General features: G+C 30.0%; 11 protein-coding genes and 1 other annotated feature. All 11 genes read left to right on the top strand.

Annotated elements, in window-relative coordinates:
• Positions 1–70 precede the first annotated feature (70 nt).
• Positions 71–541: an SsrA-binding protein SmpB gene (gene smpB / locus ACQPUW_RS09845; protein WP_204594885.1), complete on the top strand. Its 471-nt coding sequence runs from the start codon at positions 71–73 to the stop codon at positions 539–541.
• A gap of 268 nt (positions 542–809) precedes the next feature.
• Positions 810–2,741: a sigma-54-dependent Fis family transcriptional regulator gene (locus ACQPUW_RS09840; RefSeq protein ID WP_430837321.1), complete on the top strand. Its 1,932-nt coding sequence runs from the start codon at positions 810–812 to the stop codon at positions 2,739–2,741.
• A gap of 230 nt (positions 2,742–2,971) precedes the next feature.
• Positions 2,972–4,138 carry an iron-containing alcohol dehydrogenase gene (locus tag ACQPUW_RS09835; RefSeq protein ID WP_430837320.1) on the top strand — a complete coding sequence of 389 codons (1,167 nt, stop codon included), beginning with the start codon at positions 2,972–2,974 and terminating at the stop codon, positions 4,136–4,138.
• Positions 4,139–4,239: 101 nt separating this feature from the next.
• A complete protein-coding gene (locus ACQPUW_RS09830; RefSeq protein ID WP_430837319.1) occupies positions 4,240–5,130 on the top strand; it encodes a sulfide/dihydroorotate dehydrogenase-like FAD/NAD-binding protein in 891 nt (296 codons plus the stop codon).
• Positions 5,130–6,524, top strand: coding sequence for an NADPH-dependent glutamate synthase (gene gltA / locus ACQPUW_RS09825; RefSeq protein ID WP_430837318.1), 1,395 nt, complete (start codon positions 5,130–5,132; stop codon positions 6,522–6,524). Before ACQPUW_RS09830 ends, gltA begins: the two co-directional genes overlap by 1 nt.
• A 272-nt stretch (positions 6,525–6,796) precedes the next feature.
• A complete protein-coding gene (locus ACQPUW_RS09820) occupies positions 6,797–7,687 on the top strand; it encodes a DMT family transporter (protein WP_430837317.1) in 891 nt (296 codons plus the stop codon).
• A 109-nt stretch (positions 7,688–7,796) separates the two neighbouring features.
• Entirely contained in the window at positions 7,797–9,674 is a 1,878-nt protein-coding gene (locus tag ACQPUW_RS09815; protein WP_430837316.1) for a glycerophosphoryl diester phosphodiesterase membrane domain-containing protein, read from the top strand.
• A gap of 61 nt (positions 9,675–9,735) precedes the next feature.
• Positions 9,736–10,003, top strand: a binding site (T-box leader).
• 165 nt (positions 10,004–10,168) lie between these two features.
• Positions 10,169–10,717, top strand: a complete 549-nt coding sequence (locus ACQPUW_RS09810; RefSeq protein WP_430837315.1) for a tryptophan transporter — start codon at positions 10,169–10,171, stop codon at positions 10,715–10,717.
• Positions 10,718–10,772: 55 nt separating this feature from the next.
• Complete coding sequence (locus tag ACQPUW_RS09805) at positions 10,773–10,982, top strand: hypothetical protein (protein WP_430837314.1); 210 nt, start codon at positions 10,773–10,775, stop codon at positions 10,980–10,982.
• Positions 10,979–11,173, top strand: a complete 195-nt coding sequence (locus ACQPUW_RS09800) for a hypothetical protein (RefSeq protein ID WP_430837313.1) — start codon at positions 10,979–10,981, stop codon at positions 11,171–11,173. The genes ACQPUW_RS09805 and ACQPUW_RS09800 overlap by 4 nt, the downstream gene beginning before the upstream one ends.
• Positions 11,174–11,442: 269 nt before the next feature.
• A partial coding sequence (locus ACQPUW_RS09795) for an N-acetylmuramoyl-L-alanine amidase (RefSeq protein ID WP_430837312.1) occupies positions 11,443–12,973 on the top strand: 1,531 nt, incomplete at its 3' end.

The following is a 12,973-nucleotide window of genomic DNA, read 5'->3' as shown; positions in this document are numbered from 1 at the left end:
GATAATAGGCTCAATATATAATATAATTTTATTAAGTTATATAGTGGTAAATAAAAAGTAGGTGAAAAAGATGGTAAGAAAGAAAAACTCAAATACTTTAGCAGAAAATAGAAAAGCGAGACATGATTATTTTATAGAAGAAACAATTGAAGCTGGATTAGAACTAGTTGGAACAGAAGTTAAATCTATAAGAAATGGTAGAGCAAATCTTAAAGAATGTTATGCTGAAGTTAGAACTGGTGAAATATTTATAAGAGGAATGCATGTAAGTCCTTATGAGCAAGGAAATATATTTAATGTAGACCCATTAAGAGATAGAAAGCTTCTTCTTCATAAAGAACAAATAGGAAGACTTGCAGGACTTGTATCTAGAGAAGGTCTTACACTTATACCTTTATCTCTTTATCTTAAAAATGGAAGAGTTAAGGTTGCACTTGGAGTTTGTAAGGGTAAGAAAGACTATGATAAGAGAAACTCATTACTAGAAAAAGCTCATAATAGAGAAATGCAAAGAGAACTTAAAAATAGAAATAGATATTAATAAAAAGAGTATTCTAATTAAATTGGAGTACTCTTTTTTATTATGATTAATAATATCTATTTAATTAATTGATAGTTAAAAAGCTCAAGCTATTTGATGATGTGTTTTGCTGTAATGTTTTTATTATACTGATTTATTAGTTAAAGTAAAATTGTAAATCCAATTTGTAAACTTTGATAAATAAATTAGAATTTAAGAAATTTAGTATTATAATAGTAAAGAAGGATTTTTTTTCTAAAATGAGACGTTGTAGCAGGGGGAATTTTATATGGATATTGATAATAAAAATACAATAATGAGTTCTCACAAGAGAAGTAGAGAATATGGAATAAAGGAAGATAATAAAGGACCTAAAAGAAGTATTAAGAATAGCGAATTAAAAATAGTATTAGAAGAAAATGTAGAACTTATAAAAATAGCAAAGATATATATGAATATGTTCAAAGATGTCCTTAAAGATGAGAAATTTATAATAGTGCTTACAGATAAAGATGGTTGTATATTAAACATAAGTGGAAAAGAAAATGTAGTAGAAGAATATGCAAAGTTAAATATAATTGCAGGAATGTATATGGATGAGAGAAATATTGGAACGAATGCTATGGCAGTTGCAATAGAAGAAGATAGAGCAGTTCAAGTAACAGCAGATGAGCATTATATAGATATTTTTAAAAGACTTACATGCTCAGCTGCACCTATACATGGAAAAGGTGGCAAAATAATAGGGACATTAAATCTAACGTCAGAATGGGAGAATAAACATCCTCACTCCTTAGGATTAGTTTTATTTGGAGTTAAAGCTATAGAGAATGAATTAGTAAGACTACATGTAAATGAAGTTCTTAAGGAAGCTTACAACTATGTAGGAAGTGTTATAAATAACGTGGATAAAGGAATAATAACTTTAGATTCCGATGGATATATAAATAATGTTAATGAACTTGCTTGTGAAGTCATTGGATTAAAATCTTTAGATCTATTAAATAAAAGGGTTGAAAACATAATACCTGGATGGAAAAATATTAATTTAAGTTTTAAAAAAAATAATTATAATACATATATAAAAGAGATAAAATTTTTAAATGATACAAGCAATAGGATCTTAATAACAGTAAAGCCTATAAGACTAGAGGAGAAAATTATAGGTTCTGTAATTATTATGAGTAAAGAAAAAGAAAATAGAGAGAATAAATCTTCAGGTGCGTATAAAACATTTGATGATATAGTAGGCTCTAGCGATGCAATATTAAATGTTATTACTAACTGTAAAGTAGTAGCAAATAGTCCATCTACTATTTTAATAGAAGGAGAAAGTGGAACTGGTAAGGAAGTATTAGCACAAGCTATACATAACTTTAGTTATAGAAGAGATCATAGATTTGTTGCTATAAACTGCGGAGCTATTCCGAAAAATTTAATTGAAAGTGAATTATTTGGATACGAAGAAGGAGCATTTACAGGAGCTAAAAAGGGCGGAAAGATAGGTAAATTTGAATTAGCTAATGGAGGAACAATATTCTTAGATGAAATTGGAGAAATGCCTCTTGAAATGCAAGTACATCTTCTTAGAGTTATCCAAGAAAGTAGAATTAGCAGAGTAGGTAGTGACAAAGAAATACCTATAGATGTTAGGATAATTGCAGCTACTAATAAGGATTTGAAAGAAGAGGTTAGAAACGGAAAATTTAGAGAAGACTTATTTTATAGGTTAAGTGTTATTCCTATAAATCTTCCACCTCTTAGAGATAGAAAAGGAGATGTAGAAAAACTTATTGAGCATTTCTTAAGAGTAAAAGCATTTAAATTAAATAAAGAAGTGCCAAAGATAAATGCTAAGCTTTATAATAAATTAATTAATTATTCGTGGCCAGGAAATATTAGAGAGCTTGAAAATTGTATTGAAAATATAGTTAATCTAGATGGAGATATATCATATAAGTTTGTTGGTAATATAGATGAAGAGTCTAAAAGCTATGATATACAAAAAGAAATTGCAGTAGGGTGCGTAGAATCTAATACTTCATCAAAGGATGGCATATATATAGAAATAGGAAATGATTTTAATATAAAAGATATAGAAAAAACATTAATTGAAAAGGCTATTAAATGTAATGATTATAATATGAGTAAAACTGCAAAGGCCCTTGGGATAAGTAGAAATACATTATATTATAAGCTTGATAAATATAATATATATTAAGTGTCCTAAATTCTAACAATGTACTAAAATTTAACAAAAAATATAAAAAAGTGTAGTAAAATAGTACATGTGGAGTATTTGTAAAAATAAAAGATTGTTAAAAAAATGACGCAGTTGTGAGGAAATCGTTAAATTTATAACATTGGCATGGTAATTGCTAATATATAATAACGTAAATGAAAACAATTTAAATTATTTATAAATATAGTGTGTTTAGGAGGAGTTTGGTTATGGCACGTTTTACATTACCAAGAGATATTTATCATGGAAAAGGTTCAATTGATGTATTAAAAGAAATTGAAGGTAAGAAGGCAATGATAGTAATGGGTGGAGGCTCAATGAGAAGATTTGGTTTCTTACAAAAAATTGAGGATAATCTAAAGACAGCTGGACTTGAAGTTATGGTATTTGATGGAGTTGAATCTGACCCATCAGTTGAAACTGTAATGAAAGGTGCAGAAGCTATGAGAAGCTTTGAGCCAGATTGGATAATTGGATTAGGTGGAGGTTCACCAATAGATGCGGCAAAGGCTATGTGGATATTCTATGAGTACCCAGATTTTACTTTTAAAGAAGCAATAGTTCCATTTGGATTACCTAAATTAAGAAAGAAAGCTAAATTTATAGCTATAGCATCAACTAGTGGAACAGCTACAGAAGTAACTGCTTTTTCAGTTATAACTGATTATGCAGCTAAAATTAAATATCCTTTAGCTGATTTTAATATAACTCCAGATATAGCAATAGTAGATCCAGACCTTGCAGAAACAATGCCACAAAAATTAGTTGCACATACAGGAATGGATGCTATGACACATGCAATGGAAGCGTATGTTTCAACAATAGCAGATAATTTCACAGATCCATTAGCTTTAAAAGCAATTGAAATGGTTAGAGATAATATTAAAAAGTCATATGATGGAGATAAACATGCAAGAGCAGAAATGCATGATGCACAATGTTTAGCAGGTATGGCATTTAGTAATGTTTCTCTTGGAATAGTTCATTCAATGGCTCATAAAATCGGTGGTGTGTTCCATGTACCTCATGGATGTGCAAATGCTATAATGCTTCCTTCAGTAATAGAATTTAACGCTGCTGTATGCGGAGAAAGATACGCTAAAATAGCTAAAATGTTAAATTTAGAAGGAAATAATGATAAGGAATTAACAAAGTCATTAGTTAAATTAATAAGAGATTTAAATAAAGAATTAAATATACCAGCTACATTCAAGGAATATGGAGTAGATGAAGCAGAGTTCTTAGAAAGCTTAGCTTTCATGGCTGAAAATGCAGTTGCAGATGCTTGTACAGTAACTAATCCAAGAAAAGTAGTTTCAGAAGAAATAGAAAAGATATACAAAGCATCATTCTACGGAGAAGAAGTAGACTTTTAATTTAAAAATATAAAAAATATCTAAAAGCTCCCAGAAAGACTTTTGATGGGAGCTTTTAGTAAGTCAAATAGGCAAAATATATTAAAAGGAGTAGGGCTAACATGTATAAGATAGTTTCAAAGAGAGAGCTTACAAACAACATATACTTAATGGATATAGAAGCGAAGAGAGTGGCAAAATCAGCAAAGCCAGGACAATTTATAATAATTAAAAATGATGAAAAAGGTGAAAGAATACCTTTAACAATTGCAGATTTTAATAAAGAAAAGGGAACTGTAAGCATAGTATTTCAAACAGTTGGGGAAGGAACTAAAGAATTAGCAAAATACGAAGAGGGGGATTACATAAAAGATTTTGTGGGACCTCTTGGAAGACCAAGTGAATTTGTTGCAGAGGATTTAGAGAAGCTTAAGAATAAAAAATTAATATTTATAGCTGGTGGTGTTGGGGCAGCACCTGTATATCCACAAGTTAAATGGATGAAAGAGCATGGTATAGATGTTGATGTAATAATAGGAAGTAGAACTAAGGATCTTTTAATATTAGAAGATGAGATGAAAGACGTAGCTAAGAATCTTTATGTTGCAACAGATGATGGATCTTATGGATTTAATGGAAGAGTTACTGATATGTTAAATCATTTAGTTAAAGAAGAAGGAAAGCACTATGATGAAGCAATCGTTATAGGACCTATGATAATGATGAAATTCATGTGCATGTTAACTAAAGAATTAAATATTCCTACAATAGTTAGCTTAAATCCTATTATGGTAGATGGTACTGGAATGTGTGGAGCTTGCAGAGTAACTGTTGGAGATGAAGTGAAATTTGCCTGCGTTGATGGTCCAGAATTTGATGGACACCTAATAAATTTTGATGAAGCTATGAGAAGACAGACTATGTATAAGACAGAAGAAGGCAGAGCTATCCTTAAGGAAAAAGAAGGAGATACTCATCATGGTGGATGTGGACATTGCGGAGGTGAAGAATAATGAAGATGGAAGATAGAATGAAGAGAGTTCCAGTTAGAGAGCAAGATCCTAAAGAGAGAGCAAGAAACTTTGATGAAGTATGTTTAGGATATAATGAAGAAGAAGCAGTTAAAGAAGCTAAGAGATGCCTTCAATGTAAGAATCCAAGATGTGTTACAGGATGCCCAGTATCTATAGATATACCAGGATTTATTAAAGAAGTAGCTGAAGAAAATTTTGAAGAAGCAGTTAAAGTTATTTCAAAATATAGTGCTCTTCCAGCTGTTTGTGGAAGAGTATGTCCACAAGAAAGTCAATGTGAAGGTAAATGTGTACTTGGAGTAAAGGGAGATCCAGTTTCAATTGGTAAGCTTGAAAGATTTGTAGCTGACTGGGGTCGCGAACATAATGTAGACATTTCAGAAAAAGAAGAAGATAAAAATATAAAGGTTGCAGTAATAGGAAGTGGACCTGCTGGACTTACTTGTGCTGGAGATTTAGCTAAAAAAGGTTATGATGTAACTATATTTGAAGCTCTTCATGAAACAGGTGGAGTTTTAGTTTATGGTATACCAGAATTTAGACTTCCAAAAGATACTGTAGTTAAGAGTGAAATTGAAAATATTAAGAAATTAGGAGTTAAGATAGAAACTAATGTAATCGTTGGTAGAACTATAACTATTGATGAGTTATTAGAAAATGAAGACTTTAAAGCTGTATTTATAGGGTCAGGTGCGGGACTTCCAAGATTCATGGGAATAAAGGGAGAAAATGCAAATGGAGTATGCTCAGCAAATGAATTCTTAACAAGAGTTAATTTAATGAAAGCATTTAAAGATGATTATAAAACTCCAGTTAGAACAGGAAATAAAGTTGCTGTTGTAGGTGGAGGAAATGTTGCTATGGATGCTGCAAGAACAGCCCTTAGACTTGGAGCTGAAACTCATATAGTATATAGAAGAAGTGAAGCAGAACTTCCAGCGAGAGTTGAAGAAGTTCATCACGCAAAAGAAGAAGGAATAATCTTTGATATTTTAACTAATCCTACAGAAATTTTAACAGATGAAAATGGATGGGTTAAGGGAATTAAATGCGTTAAGATGAAACTTTTAGAAGCTGATGAATCAGGAAGAAGGAGACCAGTTGAAATTGAAGGTTCAGAATTTGTAATGGATGTAGATACAGTAATAATGTCTTTAGGTACTACACCAAACCCTCTTATTTCAGCTACAACAGAAGGTCTTGAAATAAATAAAAGAAAATGTATAGTAGCAGAGGAGCATTCAGGTAAAACAACTAAGGAAGGCGTATATGCAGGTGGTGATGCAGTAACAGGAGCTGCAACAGTAATACTTGCCATGGGTGCAGGAAAAGATGCTGCAAAAGCAATCGATGAATATTTAAGTGAAAATTAGGGATAATAAGCATATACCACATTAACTTCATTTGTGTATAGCTTAAAATCCAGTTAAGCAAAGAATAATAAACCTTAAAATCCTTCTATCTATAACTTTACGGTCTGGTTATTGATAGAAGGATTTTCTATTTATTAGTAATAAATGTGACTAAAATGTAAACAATAACAATAAACTTAGAAAAAAATAAAAAATTATAGTAGAATAGTAAAGGGTTAATGTAAACCTTAGCACAAAAGAGAAAAATAGTTTATTATGAAAGGAAGAATTACATGAACAACAAGAAAAAAGGAATCACTCTTGTATTAATTGCAACATTATTCTGGGGAATGATGGGTGTAACTAGTAGAACTCTAGGAAATGCAGGAATTGATTCAATGAGTATATCATTCTTTAGATGTTTAATTGCATCAATTGGTTTTGGTATATTTTTATTTATTTTTAATAAAAAAGCCTTTAGGGTGGATTTAAAAGGAATTATAATTAGTGGTATATATGGTATTGTAACATTTGGATTATCATTTACAACATTTAATATTGCAGTAGAGAGAGTTCCAATTGCTGTTGCAACAGTTCTTATGTTTACTAATCCAATATGGGTAACAATTTTTAATGCTATATTCTTTAAAGAAAAGATAACTTCAAAAAAAGCAACTGTAATTGCTCTTGCAATAATAGGATGCCTTTTAATTTCAAATATATTTGGAGTTGGATTTGAAAATCTTGATATAGTTGGCTTATTAGTTGGACTTTCAACAGGAGTATTATTTGCCCTTCAACTTGTAATACCAAGATTTTTTGATGGAAAGTACTCAAAAGATAGTATGTTAATTTATGGATTTATATTTAGTACAATAGCTTTAGCATTCTTTACAAATTTTACTGGAATAAACACTGCTATAACTACAAATTCATCACCTATGTTTGTAATACTTAACATATTATCAATTGGTATATTAAGTACATTTATAGCTAACATATCATATGTAAAAGCTACAGATTATATAGAAACAGGTGTTGCATCAGTATTAGTTGCATTAGAGCCAGTTCTTGGAAGTTTATTTGCTTATATGGTTTATGGAGAAACATTAACAGGACTTCAACTACTTGGAGGACTATTAATAGTTATTGCAGCTATATGGCTTGCAAGAACAGCTGATTAATTTTATAAATAAATAGATATAATAGCTATTAGAGAATAAGTTTACAATCCTCTAATAGCTTTTTTTGTCGTTTAGGAGGATAATAAACTTAGAGATTGGGGGAGGAAATATGAAAAACGGCAGAGAAAAGCAAAAAATAGTAATGCTATCTCTTATTAAAAATACATATAAAAACTTTAAGTTTAATTTCTTCGCATGTACATATTTTGAAATGTGCTATAGAATTTTAACTGCATTTATATTTGGGCCAATAATATTTCTAATATTTAAATACTTTATAAAGACAGAAGGAATGGCTAACCTTACGAATAAAGATTTTATAACCTTTGGACTTAGTCCTGAGGGAATTATATGTATAGCCATACTACTAATATTAGCTTTCTGTATGATATTTATAGAGATTGGTGCCTTAACATATATAGGAGCAGAATCTCATAGAGGTAAAAAGGTTAAAATTATAGATGGGGTATTTAATGTATTTGGAGTATTAAAAGATACGTTTAATATTGGATTAATACCACTTATTCTGATTACTGGGGTAATTGGGCCATTAACTGGAGTTGGACTTTGTAGTTCTTTAATTAGAGATTATTCTATACCACCCTTTATAACAATAGAACTTTCAAAGACACTTTGGGGAAAGGTTTTGCTTGGATTAATAGCAGTTGTGGTAGTCTTATTATTACTTAGATGGATATTAGCTATTCCAATAGTTGTAATAGAAAAGGTAAAAGGAAAAGAAGCTGTAAGTAAAAGTAATAAAATATACAAGAAAAATAAATGGACTCTTTTAAAAGGAGTAATTTTATGGGAAGTTGTTTTTGTTATACTCATTTCAATTGCAATAAGTATATTTTTAGGAGCTGGAATCGGAATCGGTGGATATATTTTTTCACCAAACTCTATTGAAAGTAAGATATTATTAGGGATTTTATTAGTATTATTTTATATAGGTTTCATAGTGGTATCGCTTTTAATAACTCCATTATTTGTTTCATTCTTAGTAGAGCTTTATTATGCACTTAGAGATGATACAGTGGAGGAGGAGAGAGATTTTAAATCCTATGAAGATTACAAAAATAATAGTTTATATAAAATATCAAGAAAAGGATCAAAAATATTTGTAGCCATACTTATACTATGCTTTGTAGGATATAGTGGATTTATAGGATATAGGACAGTGTTTAATAAAGTAATAAATGATAAAGTCCAAATAACAGCTCATAGAGGAGCAAGTGAAATTGCACCAGAAAATACATTATCAGCAATAAAAGAAGCAGAAAAACAAGGAGCTAATTATGCTGAAATAGATGTTCAAACTACAAAGGATAACCAAACTATACTTCTTCATGATAGTACATTTAAAAGAACAGCCGGAATTAATAAAACACCTAGAGAATTAACTCTAAAAGAGATTGAGCAGCTTGATAATGGTTCATTCTTTTCAAGTAAATACAAAGGAGAGCCTGTTCCAACATTAGATGCAGTATTAAAAGAAGCTAAGGGAAAGATTAAATTAAATATTGAACTTAAGCCAAAGGGTGATGATGACCCATTAGTTCAAAATGTAAATAAATTAATTGTAGAAAATGGTATGGAACATGATGTTGTAATATCATCATCCAACTTTAAAGCATTGCAGGAAATGAAAAAACTTAATCCTAATATAGAGGTTGGATATATTGTACTTGCAGCAGTTGGAGATTTTGAAAAGTTAAACGTGGATTTCTTTAGTTTAGAATATTCTCTTGTAGATGCAAAGACAGTTTATGGACTGCATGCACTTGGAAAAGGAGTTCATGTATTTACTATAAATGATAGAGACCGCGCAGAGAAGATGATGTATTTAGGAGTAGATAACATAATAACAGATAATGTTCCTATGGTACTTGATGTTAAGAAGGAAATGGAAAGTGAGGAACATTATGATTATGTGACCTTCTATTATGAATCTATATTAGGAATAATAAATTATGCAAAAATTTAAAAAAAAATAGTTGCAAAAAACTATAAATCTGATAATATATAGTATAAGAAAATTAAATAAAGATAATCTATTGATAAGGAAGAGTAGGTAAGTTAAGCTTCGTTAAAGAGAGCTAGGGGTGGTGAGATCTTAGCAAGAAGAGATTTAGTGAATGGACCTTGGAGGAATAAAACGAAATCTAATTTTTAGAGAGTAGCATTTATGGTGGGCTGCACCTTATAGCGGATAGAGTATGTTAGTACTTGAATTTGAGGTGGTGTTTAATTTATTACATAAATTTTAAACACAATTTAGGTGGCAACGCGGAAAGTTTATAATCCGTCCTATGTTTTTAGCATAGGACGGTTTTTTATTTGTCTAAAATTAATACTTAAGAATTTAAAAAATTCTAAGATAGAGATATATGAAAGGTGGTGATCAAAGTGTTATGAAATGATGAAATTCTAGGAGAGTGGCAAATAAATAATTATTTTAAATTAAAAGGAGAGAAAATTATGAATAGAAATGGAAATACTAAAAAAATGATAATTAATGCATTATTACTTGGAATAGGAGCTATACTTCATCAAATTACACCGGCACTTGGATTACCAATGCAACCTGACTTTGCACTTGTAATGCTATTTATAATAATGATTATAAATAGTGGAGATTATAAGACTTCACTAATTGCAGGAATTATAACAGGAGTATTTACAGCTATGACTACTAAGTTCCCGGGAGGACAAGTCCCTAATATGATAGATAAAATAGTTACTGTAAATCTTGTATTTATTATTATGTTTGCTATGAATAAGATTAAGATGCTAAAAGATATGTCAGAAAGTAAGAGAAGAATGATTCAAAGTGCAATTATATTCCCAATAGGTACTTTAATAAGTGGAGTGACTTTCTTAGGTTCAGCTAGTATATTAGTTGGATTACCAGCAGGATTTGAAGCTTTATTTATAGCAGTAGTAATTCCAGCAGTAGCTATAAATTTAATTGCAGGATGTATGTTATTTAAGATAGTAAGCACTTCAATGAAGAGAGCTTTAGCATAGAGTGGATATATTAATTATATAATATATATGTAACGATAACTTAAGGAGAATATAGATGGGAGAGTCAAGAGTCAATAGTGTATCTAACCTTAAGAATAGTTTTGGAATCTTAATAGCTATAGGAGCTATAGTTGGAATGTTAAGTGGATTTATATTTCAAGATATTGAAGTAGATGCAGGACTTTGTATTGGTGCTTCAATAGGAGTGCTTCTAGAGAGTGTGTTAGGAGGAAGAAACAATAAAAAACAGGGAAAAATTAAATGAATGTATCTGAAAATAAAGTCTTATTAAGTCTTAAGAAAAGTTTTGGAAGCTTAATAATAGTTGGAATGATGGCAGGCTTACTTATAGGAATCCTACTTAATCAAATTGGAGTTTGGATTACTATAGGAGTAGGTGTTGGAGCTGGACTTGATAATTCAATTAAAAATTCAGAGGAAAGCACAAAAGAATAATTATATAAAAAAAGCTACTAGAATTTAATATATTCTAGTAGCTTTTCAGTTAATTAATATAAAAGTTATTTAGAATATATAAATTTAATATTGTATGGTTTTATTACAAATTTAATTGTATTGTCCTATAATTATCCATAATATCTCATATATTATTGAAGAAGAGAAAAAAATATCTTATAATGATAAATGTTAATAAACAATGAATAAAGAGTTGATTAATGATGAATATAAAGAGTGTGGGATTATAGGGGGAGAAGTTTTAGGATATGAATAGAAAGAAATTAAATACAATAGTTAAAACAACATTACTTATGGCAGCTATATCAATTGCACCATTATTTGCTGGTGGAACAGCTGCAAATGCAAGTGCTGCTACTGAACAAGAATTTTTATCAGCAATAAGTAAGTATAATCAAAAAGAGGTTATTGTTGAAAATGGTATATCTTTAAGAAAAGGAGAATCATTAGATTTATCTAAGTATCCAGGTTGGGATATGTCAAATAATGAAACAGTAACTATAAATGATAAGGGAATTGTTACTCCTAAAAATAATGGTACAGTTTATTTAAGTAAAAAAATAGGGGACAAGGTTCATGTATTTGAAATATATGTACCTAAAAATAGTTCAAGTACTTATTCACAAGCAAAATCAAATACAGTAGATAGAAATTATTATAAAGTATTTATAGATGCAGGTCATGGTGGACATGATAATGGGTCTTATGGAAATGGAGTATATGAAGATGAATTAAATCTTCAAATTGCTTTAAGAATTCAAAAAAAATTAGAAGCTAAAGGTATAGAAGTAAGAATGAGTAGAACATCTGATGTATATCTTTCATTAGAAGAAAGATCAGAGCTTGCAAATGGATATAAGCCAGATGTATTTGTATCTAATCATATAAACTCATTTGAGCAAGAGAGTGCAAATGGAATAGAAACATTCCATCACAGAGATAAGACTCAGTACAAGCCTCTAAGTGATAACATACAAAATAATGCAATTAAATCAACAGGTGCAGTAAATAGAGGCGTTAAGTCTGCAAATTTCGCTGTACTTAGAGAAACTAATATGCCTTCATCATTATTTGAAGCTGGATTTATATCAAATAAATCAGAATCAAGTAAATTAAAGACAGCTGAGTATCAAGAAAAATTAGCTACTTCAATTGCAGATGGAGTTGAAAAGTATTTAAAAGATAATATTAAATTAAATGGTAATATAGAGAAACCAGAAGAAAAGCCAGAAAATAAACCAGATACTAAGCCAGAGGTAAAACCTGAGACTACAAAGACAGGAAAAGTAACTGCAAGTGCATTAAATGTAAGAAGTGGAGCTTCAACAAAACATTCAGTAATAGGAAGCTTATCGAAGGGATCAAATGTTGAAATAGTATCAACATCAAATGGATGGCACAAAATAAAGTATAAGAATGGCTTTGGATATATATCAGCAGAGTATGTTACTATAAACACAACTCCGAGTAAGCCTGAAAATAAACCAGATACTAAGCCAGAAGTTAAACCAGAAGCAACAAAAACAGGAAAAGTAACAGCAAGTTCATTAAATGTAAGAAATGGAGCATCAACAAAGAATAAAGTAATAGGAAGTTTAACAAGAGGATCTAAAGTTGAAATAGTATCAACATCAAATGGATGGCACAAAATAAAATATAAGAATGGCTTTGGATATGTATCAGCAGAGTATGTTACTATAAGCACAACTCCGAGTAAGCCTGAAAATAAACCAGATACTAAGCCAGAAGTTAAACCAGAAGCAACAAAAACAGGAAAAG

This window comes from Clostridium sardiniense (assembly GCF_050584765.1).
Taxonomy (GTDB): domain Bacteria; phylum Bacillota; class Clostridia; order Clostridiales; family Clostridiaceae; genus Clostridium; species Clostridium sardiniense_A.
This window is presented reverse-complemented; position numbering and strand designations above follow the sequence as displayed.